The 18,402-nt window shown below is 47.1% G+C and carries 16 protein-coding genes; 14 read left to right on the forward strand and 2 right to left on the reverse strand.

Going from position 1 to position 18,402, the window contains the following annotated elements; translation table 11 throughout:
• Positions 1–22 precede the first annotated feature (22 nt).
• From cax to AC0VXY_RS03115, 4 genes are all read left to right on the forward strand, one after another.
• Positions 23–1,138 (forward strand): calcium/proton exchanger, encoded by a 1,116-nt coding sequence (gene cax / locus AC0VXY_RS03100; RefSeq protein WP_475526845.1) that lies wholly within the window; start codon positions 23–25, stop codon positions 1,136–1,138.
• A 125-nt stretch (positions 1,139–1,263) separates the two neighbouring features.
• A complete protein-coding gene (locus AC0VXY_RS03105; protein WP_475526846.1) occupies positions 1,264–3,723 on the forward strand; it encodes a hypothetical protein in 2,460 nt (819 codons plus the stop codon).
• A 231-nt stretch (positions 3,724–3,954) separates the two neighbouring features.
• A complete protein-coding gene (locus AC0VXY_RS03110; protein WP_475526847.1) occupies positions 3,955–4,797 on the forward strand; it encodes a YfkD family protein in 843 nt (280 codons plus the stop codon).
• Between the two features lie 104 nt (positions 4,798–4,901).
• Entirely contained in the window at positions 4,902–5,078 is a 177-nt protein-coding gene (locus tag AC0VXY_RS03115) for a hypothetical protein (RefSeq protein WP_475526848.1), read from the forward strand.
• An 86-nt stretch (positions 5,079–5,164) separates the two neighbouring features.
• Here AC0VXY_RS03115 and yfkAB read toward each other — a convergent pair whose 3' ends face one another.
• Entirely contained in the window at positions 5,165–6,292 is a 1,128-nt protein-coding gene (gene yfkAB, locus AC0VXY_RS03120; RefSeq protein ID WP_475526849.1) for a radical SAM/CxCxxxxC motif protein YfkAB, read from the reverse strand.
• Between the two features lie 116 nt (positions 6,293–6,408).
• On the opposite strand from yfkAB, the gene AC0VXY_RS03125 reads away from it, so the two are divergent.
• The 8 genes from AC0VXY_RS03125 (at position 6,409) to AC0VXY_RS03160 (ending at position 14,264) form a co-directional block, all read left to right on the forward strand.
• Positions 6,409–6,591, forward strand: coding sequence for an SE1561 family protein (locus AC0VXY_RS03125; protein ID WP_034761313.1), 183 nt, complete (start codon positions 6,409–6,411; stop codon positions 6,589–6,591).
• Positions 6,592–6,810: 219 nt separating this feature from the next.
• Positions 6,811–7,257 carry a GNAT family N-acetyltransferase gene (locus AC0VXY_RS03130; protein ID WP_435993427.1) on the forward strand — a complete coding sequence of 149 codons (447 nt, stop codon included), beginning with the start codon at positions 6,811–6,813 and terminating at the stop codon, positions 7,255–7,257.
• An 82-nt stretch (positions 7,258–7,339) separates the two neighbouring features.
• Complete coding sequence (locus tag AC0VXY_RS03135; RefSeq protein WP_475526850.1) at positions 7,340–8,896, forward strand: fumarate hydratase; 1,557 nt, start codon at positions 7,340–7,342, stop codon at positions 8,894–8,896.
• 125 nt (positions 8,897–9,021) lie between these two features.
• Positions 9,022–9,594 (forward strand): DUF4825 domain-containing protein, encoded by a 573-nt coding sequence (locus AC0VXY_RS03140; protein ID WP_475526851.1) that lies wholly within the window; start codon positions 9,022–9,024, stop codon positions 9,592–9,594.
• A gap of 194 nt (positions 9,595–9,788) precedes the next feature.
• Positions 9,789–10,562, forward strand: a complete 774-nt coding sequence (gene pdaA, locus AC0VXY_RS03145) for a delta-lactam-biosynthetic de-N-acetylase (RefSeq protein WP_442970836.1) — start codon at positions 9,789–9,791, stop codon at positions 10,560–10,562.
• Positions 10,563–10,685: 123 nt separating this feature from the next.
• On the forward strand, positions 10,686–11,555 hold the full coding sequence (locus AC0VXY_RS03150) for a DNA-3-methyladenine glycosylase family protein (protein WP_475526852.1): 870 nt from the start codon (positions 10,686–10,688) through the stop codon (positions 11,553–11,555).
• 15 nt (positions 11,556–11,570) lie between these two features.
• The gene (gene rlmD / locus AC0VXY_RS03155) at positions 11,571–12,971 is read left to right on the forward strand and encodes a 23S rRNA (uracil(1939)-C(5))-methyltransferase RlmD (protein WP_475526853.1); all 1,401 of its coding nucleotides are present in this window, start codon (positions 11,571–11,573) and stop codon (positions 12,969–12,971) included.
• Positions 12,972–13,142: 171 nt separating this feature from the next.
• Complete coding sequence (locus AC0VXY_RS03160) at positions 13,143–14,264, forward strand: NADH-dependent flavin oxidoreductase (protein ID WP_475526854.1); 1,122 nt, start codon at positions 13,143–13,145, stop codon at positions 14,262–14,264.
• Between the two features lie 43 nt (positions 14,265–14,307).
• On the opposite strand, the gene AC0VXY_RS03165 is transcribed toward AC0VXY_RS03160, so the two are convergent.
• Complete coding sequence (locus tag AC0VXY_RS03165) at positions 14,308–15,081, reverse strand: TerC family protein (protein ID WP_435993411.1); 774 nt, start codon at positions 15,079–15,081, stop codon at positions 14,308–14,310.
• Between the two features lie 370 nt (positions 15,082–15,451).
• Between AC0VXY_RS03165 and abc-f the strand changes: the two genes are divergently transcribed.
• Together abc-f and AC0VXY_RS03175 are read left to right on the forward strand one after the other, a co-directional pair.
• Positions 15,452–17,080, forward strand: a complete 1,629-nt coding sequence (gene abc-f, locus AC0VXY_RS03170) for a ribosomal protection-like ABC-F family protein (protein WP_475526855.1) — start codon at positions 15,452–15,454, stop codon at positions 17,078–17,080.
• 188 nt (positions 17,081–17,268) lie between these two features.
• A complete protein-coding gene (locus AC0VXY_RS03175; RefSeq protein ID WP_475527801.1) occupies positions 17,269–18,360 on the forward strand; it encodes a sugar ABC transporter substrate-binding protein in 1,092 nt (363 codons plus the stop codon).
• The last annotated feature ends 42 nt before the right edge of the window (positions 18,361–18,402 follow it).

Raw genomic sequence — 18,402 nt, forward strand, 5'->3', positions numbered from 1 at the left:
TCCTAATCAGGTTCTATCTATAATGTGTCTAAACAGACTTGTTTTAACCAAATTTCTTAAAAAAGGATGGATCATAAACGTGAATAAAGTATTTACGCTGCTTGTATTTGCAGGGGTCCCGGTTTCGGTAATCGGTTCTCTGCTTCATTGGCCAAGTGTCATTATGTTTGTTATTTATTGCGTCACGATCATTGCCCTGGCGGCGTTTATGGGAAGGGCGACGGAAAGCTTGGCCGTCGTGTCGGGTCCCCGTATCGGTGGGCTGTTAAACGCGACTTTCGGGAATGCTGTAGAATTGATCATTTCTATTTTTGCCTTGAAAGCAGGGTTGATCGGGGTCGTATTGGCCTCCCTGACCGGGTCCGTCCTTGGGAATCTTCTCCTGGTTGCAGGATTGTCCTTCTTTGTCGGAGGCGTGAAGTTCAAGCGTCAAAAGTTTAATGTGTTCGATGCCCGCCATAATTCCGGGCTCCTCATGTTCGCCATCATCGTAGCCTTCGTCATTCCGGAAGTGTTCTCCATGGATATGAATGAAGGGAGGACGATGAGCCTTTCCATCGGGATTTCGGTCATCTTGATTCTCCTTTATTTATTCGCCCTGTTCTTCAAACTCGTGACGCACCGCGGTGTGTATCAAAGTGAGAACAACGAAGGAGCCCACGAACATGATGAGGAACCAGAATGGAACAAGGGGAAAGCGTTACTCATCCTCGCTCTCTCGACTGTTGCGGTCGCCTATGTATCGGAACGCCTTGTCCATACGTTTGAAGAAGTAGGGGAAGCTTTCGGTTGGAGCGAGCTCTTTATCGGGGTCATCATTGTAGCGATTGTAGGGAATGCGGCGGAGCATGCTTCAGCCGTAATCATGGCGTATAAAAATAAGATGGATATCGCTGTCGAGATTGCTGTAGGATCCACCCTGCAGGTCGCCATGTTCGTCGCACCAGTGCTCGTGCTGATTTCATTATTTTTTGAAAAAAGCATGTCACTCGTGTTTACATTACCGGAACTCGTGGCAATGGTCTCAGCCGTCCTGCTCACAGTGATCATTTCCAATGATGGGGAAACGAATTGGTTTGAAGGATTGACCCTTCTAGCCGCTTACTTCATCATGGGAATCGGATTTTATTTACTATAGTTGTCAAGATAAGACCCGGCAGGATTTCTGCCGGGTCTTTTTGCGGGAAAATCAATTCCGTGAGAACCGCCTACTCATTCTTGAATAAGATAACAGGAGAGTTTTTGTGTAAAGGAATGAGTAGCGTGAGAAAAAAGAAAAGACCGACGAACGGTAAAGCCATTAATTGCAAAATCGATTTACCTCCGAGAGGATGTCCAGGGATTTTTCCTTTCGAAGGATGCACGAATCCAACCATTCAACTGGATGATATCGGCATCATCAGCTGCGAAGGCATCATCAGCGGAAGGGTACTGTGCGATTATCAGCCCCTGCAAGGTGTGACGGTTACGCTTACCTCTTCATTTCCGGGGCTCGTATTTGAGGATATGACACCGGTCACTGACAGCACGGGCCGGTTTTCGACGAGGGTGACCGTGCCCCCAGGGACACCGATTACACCGAATGTGAGGATCACAGCAACGGCGGTCGTGATCGGAAAGACCATCAGTGATACGATTTTTGTAAGAGTGGATTGTATCCTATGTAAAAACCCAGTGCTGACACTCGAGCCGATTCCTTGTCCGGTCGGCTGCAAGGGCACACAGATCAAAGGCAGACTTATTTGTGACGGCCAGGCAATCGGGAATGCAGCGATATCATTTATCATCGAATCCGCCTCCAACCGTGTCGTCATCACCCCGAATCCCGCGATTACACAGAGTGACGGGAGATACACGGCGACATTGGTTCTTTTTCCCGATGTGGATGAAACGATCCGCATTACGGCCGTGACGAAAATCGGCGGATTAAAGGTCGTTTCGAAAACGAGGGAAGTGGCTGTGCGATGTGTGAAATGTAAGAATCCGGCCATCAAGCTGAACAAGTTGAAGAAAATCGACTGCCGCTCAACCATTTCAGGTAAGGTCACATGTGATGGAGTCCCACAGGCGAATGTACCGGTCACATTGACAGGTTCATCCATCCTGATGTTCCAGACACCGAATCCCGTCACGGATGAGAACGGGAGATTTTCATCTGTTGTCACCGTGAAAAAAGGGACACCGTTTCAAACCGCTTCCTATACAGCTACAGCCGTAATCGATGGGAAAACCATCAGTGCCACGGATACCGTCATAGCAGGGTGCAAAAAGTGCCGTAATCCTAAGTTGACCCTTGAAGTCCCATGTGAGACCGTCACATGCGAAGGAACGAAATTGACGGGAAGGCTGACTTGCGACGGGGCGCCTGTTAAGAATGCCAGGATTTCGTTTACGGTCACGGCCACGGATCCAGGTGCAGTGGAGATCGATCCGAATCCGGCATTTACCGATGAAGAAGGCAGATATGTCACCGAGCTCTGCCCACGACTCGGAGTCCATGAAACGATCATGATCAAAGCGTCGGCCACCGCCTTCGGAGAGCAGGTCGTCGCATCCGGGGAGATCACCATCGATTGTCGATGCAAGCATCCAAAGATTCATATAAAAGAGAACAAAAAGCTGAATTGTAAAGGGATCATTTCAGGCTGTCTTTCCTGTGAAGGATTTCCACTGACGAATAAAGAGGTCTCGTTTTCAAGTCCAGTGTTAACCTTTAAGCCACAGGTTGTCACTACTGATGAGAACGGGGAATTTTCAACCCTTGCCTTTGTTCCTCCGAATACCCCATTCAGGGAGGTCCCATTTACGGCGACAGCTGTGGTAGGTGGAAAAGCGGTATCGGAAATGGTATTCGTCTACGCCGGGTGTCTCATTTGCGAAAAGCCTAAGCTGACTTTATGTGTACCGGATTGTGTAGAATGCGAAGGAGCAGCGATTACAGGGAAATTCACTTGTAATGGAAGGCCTGTCGCCAATGCCGGGATCAAGCTGAAAGTCACCCCTGACGTTGCGTCCATTACCCCCGATAAAATCAAAACGAATGCAAAAGGGGAATATGAAGCTGTGCTTACCCCGGATTCACATGTATCCGGAGAAGCTGTGGTTCAGGCAATTGCCTTAATTGATGGTAAGGAAATAATCGTTGAGGAGAAAATAATCAACATTCATTGCACATGCTCTCACCCAAAGGACGACCTGGATGAAATGGAACCAATTGACTGCTGGGAAGAAAGTAGCGGGAATGGAGAGTGTGCCAGAGGAACTCCAGGAGACTGCGAAATGCTCCTTCTTGAAAACTTAACCGATGATAAAAAAAGTCGTTCAAATGACGTCGTGTCTTCGAATGCAGAAACTGAAAACATTTATGAAGAAGAGGAGAAGATCTCAGATTTCAAGGAAACTGCGCATCCGTGTTTATCCCTGAATGTTCCAGTGGTTGTAAGCTGCAGGGGAGGGTGCCTCACGGGAAAAGTCCAGTGTGAAGATATGAAACAGATCGAAGTATACTTTGAAGTGCTGGAGGAACATTTGAAAAGTCTCATCATGCCAAATCCTGCGATCCCGGATAAAGACGGGAATTATGCAGCAGACATCACCCCAAAACACGGTATGACCGAGAGTATCACAATCAGGGCATTCATCTTTTGGAAAGGAAAAAGGATCGTATCCCATCCGGGTTGCACCATTCTTGCCTGTTCTTCGAAAAAAATGGATGACGATTAAAAAAGCCATGGAATCTTAGGGATTCCATGGCTTTTTATAGGGAATGCAGGAATGATCGGAAACGCCGATTTGCTTTGTAGGAGAAGCTCGGACGTTCCCGCTTCAATAATGATAGTATAAAACAAAATGAGAATTTTGTAAATATTCTTTCAAATTAAGTTTTTTGGATAAGCTGCACCTTCTAGGAAAAACTAACGGCAAACCCTTATACGCTTGAAAGGAGTCAAATACATGAAACTAATGCGCACTGCTCTTATGGTCATACTCGCATTTTTCGTTGCAACTACAGGGATTCACGCCCAAAACAGTCCTAAAAAGGAAACGAAGCCAAAAACGGAGAAGGCACCGGCATCAACTGAGGATTCGAGCGTGAAGATCCCGAACTCAGTATTGAATATCGCCAAGGAAAATACGTATCCAAATTCTACACAGGATCAGCCTTATCTGCAACCGAGCGAATGGAGTCAGGAGCTGATCGAGACCTCCAATGTGAGGATCGAAAACCCGAACCTGATCCGCATCCTGAACGAGTCCACGGTCAATAAAGCACCGACGATCGGGCTTCGTGCCACCATTTATCTTGGGGAATGGCCGCTGAACTATGCATCAACGGAAACCTCCCCGAACTGGGAGTATCAAAAGGTCAACACGAATTACTTTGATAACCGCGGAGGAAAATCCAACTATCAAATCCATTACGTCCAGGAAGCACAAAAGGTCGTAAAGGGTGGGCTTACGGCAAAAGTTCCCCATGCAGATGATGTGGAAAAAATGATGCTCATCAAAGCCATGGATAAATCCAAATTGCCACTCGCCTTCCAAACCATCGTGGGGGCAGGGACAAAAAAGGATCAAGTGTACAACATTTCCCCTAAACGACTGGGCTACCTCTATGCATATGCACCAGCCATCAACGAAAAAGGGAAAGTAACCTATGGGGAAGTGTTCCTCGTCATGAAAGGAACGAAACGGTCCATCGTCGTGAAAAACGTGACTTCACAAGGAGTAGGAGCCTGGATTCCGGTTCAGGATCACGTCCACTTCGGATTCATGGCAAGCGAATCTCCAAGATAATGTTTAAGGAAGAGTGAAATCGGGTAAAACCTAATTTCACTCTTTTATTATTTCTGTTAATATGTTATAATAATTAGAATATTCTGAATTAAATGGGGGATAACATGGAATATCTATTACTATTCGGCGGGCTGCTGGTAGCATTCACCGCACTTCGCGTATGGTTCGGCGCCAGAAGAGCCAGAATCTATGCAGAAATCAAGAAACAAAAATACAACGTCATGGACCCGGCACTCGAAAAAATCACCACCCCCAAAAATGACCGCAATCCCATAGGATAAAAGCACTTCGGATGAATATCCGTGGTGTTTTTTTGCGTCCAAAAAAAGCCCGAATCCATAACAGATTTGAGCTTTCAACCTTCATTTTATCGGGAAATCTTCGCTTCACGCTTCGAAAAGTCTACATCTTTGTAATACATTGACTTCACGAGTACATTTGGTCCGAGGCAGCGGGCCATGGGACAATGGCAGTTCAGTTCTTTTGCGAGAGGCTGCTCCTTCCACTTTTCGAAAATATCAGGCAGTGTATCTTTAGTGATATTCCCGAGTGGCGGTGTGTCCCCGAAGTCGGTGACGATTACATCGCCGGTGAAAATGTTCACGTTCAGACGGGAACGGCCGTCGGGGTCATTTCTCACACTCACTTTTTTCGCAGAATAAAGTTCCTTCAGAAAATCCAAGTCTTCCTGTGAAGAGCTGCATGGATAAAATGGCAAAGTGCCGAATAGCATCCACACCTTCTCATCGCGGAACCTAAGAATATCCCGGATCGCTTCACGCGTTTCCTCCAATGAAAGAGTTTCAAGGCTTGATGCAAAGTCGGAAGGGTACATAGGATGAATTTCGTGACGCCCACACTTCATTTCATCGACTACTTGGCGATGAATTTTTTCTAAATAAGGCAGGGTGTTTTTATTTAACATAGTCTCCGCAGACACGAGCACACCCCGTTCGGATAGGGCACGGCTGTTTTCAATCATGCGGTCAAACAGCTTACGGCGCTGTTCCCTCGTTGGCTTCCGTTCCATATTGGCAAAGCCGACATCGATGAATTCATCGATCGTTCCCCAGTTATGGGAGATGTGCAGGACATCGAGGTACGGGGCGATCATCAAGTAGCGGTCGAGGTCCAGGGTCAGGTTCGAGTTGATCTGGGTATGTACGCCCCTGGAATGTGCATACTTGAGTAATGGGAGAACGTAATGTTCAACCGATTTCTTTGACATCATCGGCTCCCCGCCGGTAATACTAAGGGAACGGAGCGTTTTGATATCGTCGAGTTTCCCGAGGATCAGTTCAATGGGCAGGGCACTCGGGTCCTTCGGTGATAATGTATATCCTACGGCGCAGTGCTCGCATCTCATATTGCAAAGCGTGGTGGTGGTGAATTCGATATTGGAAAGCGTAATATCACCATGCTCATCCACGTCTAAATAAGCCTCCCAAGGGTCATGGTCAATCGACATTTTCTTGGGGAGAGTGTCAGTTTTCATTTTGAAAAAGCTCCTTTAAGATTAGGTCATCTATCCATTATTGAGAAAGGGTCAGCCCTTGTCAATCGGAAAGTTATTGGTTACCATAGTAAACGTATTGAAAGGAGAGAGAACTCTTGGGTAAAGCTATCAATGATAAAGACTCACAAGTAAGCTATTTGAAACAACGCCTGAACCTGTTCGTCGACGTGCTGGACTCAATCGACCCGGAACAAGCGGACATTGACGATATCGATCGCCTGATCGCCATGATCGATGACATAGAAGTAAAATGCGAGCAATTTAAGAAGAGTGAGTAGGAGTCCTTTGTGGGACTCTTATTTTTTTGGAGGGACGGACCTTGGTGGGGGAAGTCGGTATTTGTCGTTTTTCGCAGAACGGTCGATAAATCCCCTTAACAGTTGATATCCCCATCTTCCATCCTATGTCCCATATAAGACAGGAATGCACAAGCAGGATTTCCCTATCAACATGTCAAACTTTAATACAAAACCATCTATTAAAGGAGCGACACCCCAATGATCATCACACCCATCGAAAAAAAACAAAGCGAACAGGCGAAAGAGGTGATCCTCTCCGGATTCCTTGAACGGTTCGGATTCATCGATCACACACTGAACCCCGATATTCATGACATTTCCACAGAGTATGATGGTACGCAGCATCATTTTTTTGTAGGTAAAGAGAATGACCACATCATCTGTACGGGAGCAATCCGGAAAGAATCAGAAGATACGTATCACATTGTGCGGATGTCTGTTCTATCCTCCTACAGAAAACGTGGACTTGGCCGCTTTATGCTCGAGCATCTCGAAAACAAAGCGCGATCCCTTGGCGCACACAGACTCATTCTCGAAACAAACAAACAGTGGGCGGACGCCATCAAATTTTATAAAAATAACGGGTTTACTTATATGGAAGAAGACGAGGTTTCGTGTTATTTCGAGAAGGAAATTCCATTGTGAAATCCCTTTCAATCTTATTCTTATAGGAGTATAATAATGAATGAAAATTGAGACTGTTTGAGATCTTTAGAGGGGGAGAACGATGAATAAAGAGACATTACAGCAAAGTATGTACGATTTGATTGTGGAAACGTCCACGAATCTGCCGAAAGATGTACGGCGTGCGATCCGCTCGGCGAAAGCTCGTGAGAATGCAGGGACCCGTGCGGCGATGAGCCTGGACACGATTTCAAATAACGTGAAGATGGCGGATGACAATGTATCCCCGATTTGTCAGGATACAGGTCTTCCTACTTTTAAAATAAAGACTCCGGTCGGCGTGAATCAGCTTGAAATCAAGGAAGCGATCTATGCGGCCATGGTAGAGGCAACAAAGGACGGGAAGCTTCGTCCGAACTCTGTTGATTCATTGACGGGGGCAAACTCAGGGGACAATCTCGGTCTTGGGACGCCTGTCATCAAGTTCGAACAGTGGGAAAAGGATTATATCGATGCGCGCCTGATCTTAAAAGGCGGCGGTTGTGAAAATAAGAACATCCAGTACAGCCTTCCTTGTGAGCTTGAAGGACTTGGCCGTGCCGGGCGCGACCTTGACGGAATCCGTAAATGCGTGATGCATTCGGTATATCAGGCACAGGGACAGGGCTGCAGCGCCGGGTTCATCGGCGTCGGAATCGGCGGAGACCGTTCTTCCGGTTATGATCTTGCAAAAGAACAATTATTCCGTTCCGTTGAGGATGTGAATCCGAATGAAGATCTTCGCAAGCTGGAAGAGTATGTGATGGACAATGCGAACGAGCTTGGTATCGGCACGATGGGATTCGGCGGGGAAACGACCCTTCTTGGCTGTAAAGTGGGCGTCATGAACCGGATTCCTGCAAGCTTCTTCGTATCTGTTGCCTATAACTGTTGGGCGTTCCGTCGTCTGGGCGTGAAGCTTGACGCAACAACAGGCGGAGTCGACGAGTGGTTCTATCAGGAAGGCGACAAGATCGACCTGACAGAAAGGTCAGTTGCTGAGCTTGAAACGGCTGCGGCAACTTCTGGGGAACAGCCAAATGTGGTGGTCCTCGAAGCTCCGATCACGGAAGAGAAAATCCGTGAACTGAAAATGGGAGACGTCGTTCACATCAACGGCCGCATGTACACTGGCCGTGATGCGATTCACAAGTATCTTAGCGAAAACGATGCCCCGGTTGATCTCGACGGACAGATCATCTATCACTGTGGCCCCGTGATGCTGAAGGACGATAAAGGCAACTGGCACGTGAAAGCGGCCGGCCCGACAACGTCCATCCGCGAGGAGCCTTATCAAGGCGATATCATGAAGCGCTTCGGTATCCGTGCCGTCATCGGTAAAGGCGGAATGGGACCGAAAACCCTTGACGCTCTGAAGGATCATGGCGGGGTGTACCTGAATGCGATCGGTGGAGCGGCCCAGTACTACGCAGATTGTATCAAAGGCGTAGACGGAGTCGACCTGATGCAGTTCGGTATCCCGGAAGCGATGTGGCATCTGAATGTAGAAGGATTCACGGCGGTTGTGACGATGGATTCACACGGAAACAGCCTGCACGCGGAAGTCGACAAATCTTCTTTGGAAAAACTGGCACAGTTCAAGGAAAAGGTTTTTAAATAAGAAATTGGTACCATCCTGTACATGCTGCGGGGTGGTTTTTTTATTGGTTATATATGTTAAAATCAGGATGAAACTTTAACGAGCGTTCATTCGTATGACATATAAACAGGAGTTGGAGGGTGAGTATGATTTTTAATAAATTATTTGGCATGTTGATTCTTACTTTGATGATTTTCTTATCAGGATGTGCGGCCAATCCTGAAAAAGAAGCGGATATCACGTCTATTGACGATGTTAGTGTGGATACATTGAAAGAAAATAGCGGAACCTATGTAGGAGATAACTCGAAAGTACAGGCGATCCTACAAGACCTGCCAGGGGCTGAAACGATCAAGGAAATCGATCTTTCCGGTGAAATGGTGAAGGTGACATACGGCTATGAAGAAGAAGGGAAGTTATCTGAAAGCGATGTGAATGAGTATTGGTTTGACGGCAGCAACGTCAACCGGAAAAACTTTTACTACAACGCGATCTACCTCACGCTTCTTGTACCGAATGGGAAAGAATATCACTTCACCGTCGACGAATCCATGGTATCAGTCTCCAGGGATAAAATGGTCGCAGGTTTATCCAAGGAATTCAACGACTTCCCGAAAGGCGACGACATCTGGGACAGAAAGATCGTCTCCACCTTCATCGAAGAACACGAAGGCAAACTGACCGAAATGGCAACGAAGTATCAGACGTTTTTTGAATAGAGGGACGGACCTTGGGTTTGAAAGCGACGTAAAAATTAATGAAGTGCCGCTACAGAGCGGATCCATCATGTGCTTCGGTCCCAAATCTAATTAAAATCACCAGATGAACACCCATTTCTGGATACTATTAGTACACATGAATCCTTCCCGTTCTCAAAAACTAAGGGAAACGCAAGGGAAAGAAGGGTTCAATTTTGCGAAAATCGCTAAAAGTGTTGATCATAGCAGCAATCTTAGTATTGCTCATACCGGCGGAGGCTTATGCAGTATCCAATAATCCGATCGGCTGGGGTTTCAAAAAGAGTCAAAATGAGGTACAGCCGGAAGCAGGCGCTGCCTATGACCAGCTGCTCGATAAGTACGATGCCTTTTATAAAGGTTCACCAGATAAAAAAGTGCTCTACGTTACATTCGACAACGGATATGAAAATGGCTATACGGAAAAGATTCTCAATGTATTGAAGCAGGAAAAAGTACCAGCCACCTTCTTCGTGACCGGTCACTATTTGCTCAGTGCCGAGGATCTCGTCAAGCGAATGGTGAAAGAGGGACATATTATCGGGAACCATTCGTGGCATCACCCGGACTTCACCGCAAGCTCCGACCAGAAGATCAGGGAAGAGCTCCAAAAAGTGAAAGTGAAAACGAAAGAACTGACGGGACAGAAGGAAATGAAGTACCTCCGTCCGCCAAGGGGCGTCTTCTCTGAACGCACACTTCAAATCGCGAAAGAAGAAGGCTACACCCACGTCTTTTGGTCCCTTGCCTTCATCGATTGGAAGACAGACCAGCAAAAAGGATGGAAGTATTCCTATGACAACATAATGGCCCAGGCTCATCCCGGTGCCATCATCCTCCTGCACTCCGTCTCCAAAGACAACGCAGACGCACTCGAAAAAGCCATCCAGGACCTCAAAAAACGGGGCTACACCTTCAAAAGCCTCGATGAGCATCCGATGATGAAATAAGAGGGACGGACCCTCATTCCTAGGACCAGGTCCTAGGAATTGAGGTCCGTCCCTCTTCTTGATGCGTTACACCACGCATGTGCTATAATACACATACAAGTTTTGTGCGGAAGGGTGAGGAGTATGGCAGTTAGGAATGTTAAGATTGAAGGTCCGTATGATTTTGACCGTGTGCTGGACAGGCTGGCGCTTGATCCGTTGAATGCAGTGGATCAGGAGGATCGAAGCGTGAAGGTCCCCTATTATCATGGCGGGGAAAATGGTGAGGTCATCGAGATTCAGGCAACAGGAACAACGGATGAGCCTGAATTCAGGATCACGTTTGAAAATGAAGAAAACCTGGAAGCGAAGCAACACCGAATCTCAGACATTTTTCAATGGCAGACAGGTCTCCATGACATGCACACGCATTTCCTAGAAACCGATCTGAAGCCGATCTTTGAGGAGCATGTCGGAACACCACTTGTCCTGGAGTTCGATCCCTTCGCCACCATCATCAAAAGCATTATCCATCAGCAGCTGAATCTGAAGTTCGCCTTCACCCTGACCCATCGATTCGTCACCACATATGGCTGGGAAAAGGGTGGAGTCTGGTTCTACCCGTCACCGGAAAAAGTAGCGGGACTTACAGTGGAAGAACTCAGGGAGCTCCAATTCAGTCAGCGAAAAGCGGAGTATGTGATCGGAATTGGACAGAAGGTGTCAAGTGGGGAACTGGACCTGAATCAACTGGCGGAACAAACGGACGAAGCGGTCATCAAAGAGCTCACAAAAATCCGCGGCATCGGACCATGGACGGCCCAAAGCTTCCTGCTATTCGGACTCGGAAGGCCAAACCTTTTCCCGAAAGCGGACATCGGCATTCAAAACGCCATCAAAAAATTATTCCAAATGGAACAAAAGCCGACCATGGACGAGCTGGATGAATTCAGCGCGGCCTGGCACCCTTATTTAAGCTATGCATCACTGTATTTATGGAGAAGTATCGAATAGAACGGACGTGAACCAATGAAAAAACAATACGCAAAAAAGCCACAACATAATGAAGTGAAAATCGAGCTGAAACAACAATTTCCTCTGACCATAAAGAAAATCGGCATCAACGGGGAAGGAGTCGGTTTCTTCAAGCGCAAGATCGTCTTCGTACCGGGAGCCCTTGCAGGGGAAGAAGTGGTCGTTGAAGTGACCAAGGTCCACCCGAAATTCACCGAAGCCCGTATCAAAAAGATCCGGAAGAAGTCAGCCGAGCGTGTGAAAGCGCCATGCCCGGTCTATGAGCTATGCGGAGGATGCCAGCTTCAGCATCTGTCATATGAAGGACAGCTCGACGCCAAACGGGATATCCTTCTTCAATCACTTGAGCGCCATACGAAGCTCAAACTTGAAGATATGGATATTCGTCCGACGATCGGCATGGACAACCCGTGGCACTACCGGAACAAAAGTCAGTTCCAGGTCGGGACACAAAACGGAAAGGCCATTGCAGGCTTATACAGCATGAATTCCAACAAGCTGATCGACATTGATGAGTGCATCGTGCAGCACCCGCTCACGAATAAAGTGACAAACGAAATCAAGCGGATCATCAACGACTTCAACATCCCTGTTTTTGATGATAAAAAGAAAAAGCCGATCCTGAAAACGATTGTGACGCGTGTCGGGTTTGAAACAGGCGAGGTTCAGGTTGTACTTGTGACGTCCGAGAAAAAAATCCCCCGCAAGGAATTGCTGATTTCGGAAATCCAGAAACGTCTTCCGGAAGTCGTTTCCATCGCCCAAAACATCAATCCGCAGAAAACGGCCCTCGTCTTCGGGGACGAAACAATCCATTTGTCTGGTAAAGAAAGTATCGAAGAACGTCTGGAAGAGTTCACCTATGAACTGTCCGCACGGGCCTTCTTCCAGCTGAATCCGATCCAGACGAGCAAGCTGTATAACGAAGCAAAGAAAGCATCGGCCCTCACAGGTGAAGAAAAAGTCGTCGATGCCTATTGTGGTGTCGGAACGATCGGGTTATGGCTTGCAGACGGAGCGAAAGAAATCCGCGGCATGGACGTCATCAAGGAAGGGATCGATGACGCAAAGAAGAACGCGAAGAAATTCGGAGTCGAGCATGCCGAATACTTTGTCGGCGGTGCCGAAACCCTCATGCCAAAATGGAAAAACGAAGGCTGGCGTCCAGATGTCGTCGTGGTCGATCCGCCGAGGACGGGCTGTGACAACAAGCTTCTGGATACGCTGAAAGAAGTGAAGCCGAAGACGTTCGTGTATGTCTCCTGCAACCCGTCGACTCTCGCGAAGGATATCGACTATTTGAAGAAGCAGTACCGGGTGGAATATTTGCAGCCGGTGGATATGTTCCCGCAGACTGCGCATGTGGAGGTTGTGGCGAAGCTGGTTCTGAAATAGATATCGAGTAACCTGGTTAAAACCACACTCTAATGCAAACACTAGGGCCTCCCTCAATTTTTGAGGGAGGCCCATTTTAGATCATGCGGACACATCCTCCAAGCAGATGTCTGTTCAAAAACCGCTTCTTCCATTAATATGTCCCTTGAACAACAACAAGGAGGCAAAATCATGAACAGCAAATATAAAGAGTTAGTATCTCCCTATACATTTAAAAACGGAGTCGAATTAAAGAATCGGATCATCATGGCACCGATGACGAATTTTTCTTCGGACGAGGATGGAAACGTCACGGACGCTGAGGTTACTTACTATGCGAGACGTTCCAAGGATGTCAGCATGGTGATTACGGCCTGCACATACGTAACGCCTGATGGTAAGGGGTTCCCCGGTGAATTTGGTGGGGATTCCGATGAAATGATTCCAAGCCTTGAACGTTTGGCGAAAGGAATCAAGGATCAGGGCGCTAAAGCCGTTCTCCAGATTTTCCACGGAGGTGTACAATGCCCACCTGACCTGGTTCCTGATGGGGATGTTGTGAGTGCAAGTGACGTCATGGGTGAAAATGGAGAGAAGAAAGCGAGAGGCTTATCGGAAGCAGAAATCGAGAATATCATCGAAGCCTTCGGTGAGACGACCCGCCGCGCGATTGAAGCAGGCTATGATGGTGTCGAGATTCATGGAGCGAACGGGTACTTGATTCATCAGTTCTTTTCACCGTTGACCAATCAGAGACAAGATCGTTTTGGCGGAAGCCTTGAAAATCGCATGATGTTCCCACTTGCCATTGTGGACAAAGTGAAGAGTGTGGTCGAGGAGCATGCGGATCCATCATTCCTCGTTGGATACCGTTTCTCACCAGAGGAGCCTGAAGACAATGGATTCACGATGGGGGATACCCTTTCCCTTGTGGATGCACTGGCAGACAAGGATCTCGATTACCTTCATGTATCCCTGTTCGATTTCTTCTCGAAGCCAAGAAGGGGCGTTGCGGATCTGGAGAAAACAAGAATGGACTATCTGTTGGAAACGATCGGTGACCGCGCGCCTTTGATCGGGGTAGGTTCCATCTACTCTGCAGACGATGCCCATAAAGCGTTCGCGTCAGGCGTCCCGTTACTTGCTCTCGGCCGCGAACTCATCATCGATCCTGATTGGCTGAAAAAAATCAAAGAAGGAAAAGAAGATGAAATCGTGACGGAGATCGACAAAGGAAAGCAGAAAGAATTGGTCGTTCCTGATCCGTTATGGAATGCGATTGTGAACACTCCTGGCTGGTTCCCTGGAGTATAATATGAAAAAAACGTCCTGTGATTCGTTCACAGGACGTTTTCTTTTACACTGAACTTTGCTTAGATCCTTTATTCCCAGGAGCAAACCATCCTAAAAGGGCAATCCCCACGAGGACTCCATAGAAAATCAAGGTCCACACGGTGCTATGTGGGAAATCATGATCCAGCACCCCGATATCCTCATGGGCAAGGGTGATGACCGCAAGCTTCACACCGACCCAGGCGACAATGGCATAAGCCGTCGTTTCAAGTGCCGGGCGTTTTTCCAGAAGCTGAACGAACCAGGTGGCTGCATATTTGATAAGAATCAATCCTGCAATACCGCCAAGTACGACCACGATGAATTGGCCACCGTCCATGCCGCCGAAATCCCCGAGTGGTGAATCAGGCAGGCCAAGGGCAAGGGCGACAGCAGCGAGGATTGAGTCGATGGCAAAAGCAAGATCTGCCAGGGCGATTTTACCAACCGTCGGCCAGAATCCTTTGCCTGCTGCTTCTTCTTCCGTTTCTTCCTGATTCTTTTCATTGTCCTTCCCAAACTTCGCTTTGATGACATGTTTCAGACCCAAATAAAGCAGATAAGCTGCCCCGACCGCCTGAATCTGCCAGACGTTTGCGATGAAAGAAATGGCAAAGAGGGCCACAAACCGGAAGGCGAACGCCAGGAAGATTCCATATTTAATGGCTTTCTTCTTCTCCTCTTCGGATAAATGTTTTGCAATCACGGCCAGGACAAGGGCATTATCTGCTGATAATAAACCTTCGAGGCCGATAAGGACTAACAAAGTCCAACCGTATTCCAACCAAATTGATTCCAAGTGCAACTCTCCTATCTATAAGATGAAAACGGGTATTTTCACTGAAAAATTAGTTCTTAGCTTATCTTACCACTTATTTTCCATCTAATACGAATCTAAAATGGTTTTGCACCATAGGAGGTTTTCATGGTATAGTAAATTTACTAATTATGACAGGAGTGATGGGTGGACGATGAAGAACTAATCTTATTTTCGAGACGTTTGAAATTCCATATTTCAAATTAACCTAAATAGGATTAGTCTGCCCATTTTTATACATGTTTTTAGCTATTGTTCATTCGTAGCTTTCTTTGTGCGCGCAGTGCTAATCCTTCCAGAACCATTGGGAGGATTTTTTTGTTCTCCCTTGTTAAAGAGAGGGGAAGATGGTATGAGAGAAATGTTGAAATTATCGAATATAAGTTATGAAGTGATGGACAGGAAGATTTTTGAAGGGGTGAATGCCGGCGTGCAGGAAGGGGAGGTCATCGGGATCATCGGAAATAATGGTGCAGGAAAGTCGACACTGCTACAACTGATCGCAGGTGAACGGACGGCAACGGATGGGCAGATTCAATGGCTTCGTGATGTAACGATCACCATGGTGGAGCAGGAAACGGAAACCCATTCTTCGGAAGGACTGACCCCTTCTGAAAGTAAGCTACGGGAGAAATGGCAGGTGCCGAAGCATGAATACGGGGAGTTGAGCGGGGGAGAAAAGCTGAAAGCGAGACTCGCTAAAGGGTTCTCTCAACAGGCTGATCTGCTGTTATTGGATGAGCCGACGAATCATCTTGATCAAGAAAGCCTGAAATCGTTGACCAAACATATCAGGGACTACAAAGGGACCATTCTTTTCGTTTCCCATGACCGCTATTTCCTGGATGAGGCTGTGACGAAGATCTGGTCCATCGAAGGAAAGAAGCTCATTGAGCATAACGGGAATTACTCCAGTTATATGGAGGCACGAAAGCTGCGGAGGTTGACGCAGCAGCGGGAGCATGAAAAGCAGCAGAAAATGGTGGAGCGGATCGAGAGCCAGATGAAGGAACTCACCTCCTGGTCGAAAAAAGCCCACGCCGAGTCCACGAAACAGGAAGGGTATAAAGAGCATTACCGCGTCAAGGCAAAACGCATGGACACCCAGGTCAAATCCAAACAAAAGCGCCTGGAGAAGGAACTGGAGAGAACAAAAGTGACAGAGGTCGAAGAAGACCATAACGTCCGTTTCAGCATCCAATCCACACACAAAACAGGGAAACGGGTCCTTGAAGTGAAGAATCTGAAAAAATCCTTTGAGGGACGGACCTTGTTCAAGAACGTCCATTTTACCATCCAGCATGGTGAAAAGATTGCGGTCACAGGACCGAATGGAAGCGGAAAGACGACCCTGCTGAAGATCATCCTGGGAGCGGAAGCGGCAGAAGGGGATGTATGGATGTCGCCGTCAGCGAGTATCGGTTACCTTACTCAGGAAGTGTTCGATTTGCCCCTAGACCAGACCCCGGGAGAGCTTTTTTATAAAGAAACCTTCTCGGAAAGAGGGAAAGTCCAGACGTTGATGAAGCATCTTGGGTTTCAGACATCTCATTGGAAGGAACCGATTCGGAATATGAGTATGGGGGAACGGGTGAAGATCAAGCTGATGAAATATATCCTGGAGGAAAGGGATGTCTTAATACTGGATGAACCGACGAATCACTTGGATCTCGCTTCACGTGAACAGCTGGAGGAAACCCTTTCCGAGTACAATGGAACGCTGGTCATCGTTTCCCATGACCGCTATTTTCTTGAGAAAACGACGGACATCAAGCTTGTGGTCGAAAACGAGACCATCAAGAAGGAGGTGGCTGAGCCGGCATCCGAGAGGGATTACAATGAAGAACAACGGATGACACTTGAGACGGAGAGACAGGAAGTGCTGGGGCGTCTTAGTTTTATGAGACATGAGGATGAGGGATATAGAGAACTCGACAGGAAATTTATTGAATTGACTAGACGGATTAATGAGTTGAAGTAAAAAAAGGGACGTTCCGATTCGACATTGGAACGTTCCTTTTTTTATCTCCTATACCAAAAAAGTCCAGACAATACCAAAAGAGTGCTAGTGAAAGCGATTACAAACATTCCGAATTCTCAATATAATTAACCTTGAGCTTGATAACAAAGGGGGAGTAAGAGATGAGGAAAACGGTCAAAGTTGTTTCAATGTTAATGGTTCTCATTCTATTCATGGGTATGCTTGCAGCATGCAACAGTAGCAGTACGGGTGGTAAGAAGGGTGTCAGTGTAGGAATCGTCCTGCCGACAAAAGACGAACCGAGATGGGTGCAGGATGAAAAGCGCTTTAAAGATGCGTTGAAGGATTCCGAGTATACAACGGAAATTCTGTTCAGCCAAGGCTCTTCTGCTAAGGAAAAAGAAAATGTAGAAACTCTGATCAATAAAGGAATCGACGTACTGATCATCACTCCACAGGATGGTGATGCAGCAGCAGCTGCCGTGGAGTCAGCGAAGAAGGAAGGCATTACGGTCATTTCATATGATCGTCTGATTACGAATACAGATGCGGTTGATTATTATGTGACATTCGACAGCGTAGCCGTCGGCGAAGCACAAGGACAATACTTGATCGATCATGCTGAGGGCAAAAATGTACCGCTTTATCTATATGCCGGTGCAGCTTCTGATAATAATGCGTTCTTGTTCTTTGAAGGAGCATGGAAAGTCCTTCAACCGAAAATTGCAGATGGAACATTTAAAATCGCGAATTCAAGCGAAGCAGAATCGCTTAAGGATACAGCTGAGTTAAGCCGTGACGAAATGAGTAAAATCCTTGGTCAGGTGACAACGAACTGGGATCCGAACGAAGCGAAGAACAAAGCACAAACCCATCTGACAGCAGCAGGAGCTGACATGAAGGGGAATGTGGCCGTTCTTGCACCGAATGATGGTACAGCACGTTCAATTGCAGATGTATTTGCTTCTGACAAAGAAGTAACAAACTTCGTCGTCACAGGTCAGGATGCTGAAAAAGCGTCTGTTCAATATGTGGTCGATGGCAAGCAGTCCATGACAGTCTTCAAAGACGTACGTACGCTCGTAACCGATGCGATGGGTATTGCCGTTGACGTACTGGATGGAAAAACACCTGAAACGACAGGTTCATATGACAACGGTAAGAAAGATGTAGAAGCGAAGCAAACGGAAGTCATTGTGGTCGATCAAGACAACGTGAAGGAAGAACTGATCGATTCAGGATATTACAAAGCGGATGAATTTACAGGATTAAAGGAATAGCCATAAGCGGGATGGTGGCCGGAAAGCCGCCGCCATCCTGTA

Source organism: Rossellomorea sp. QJM3NY_18, assembly GCF_056173145.1.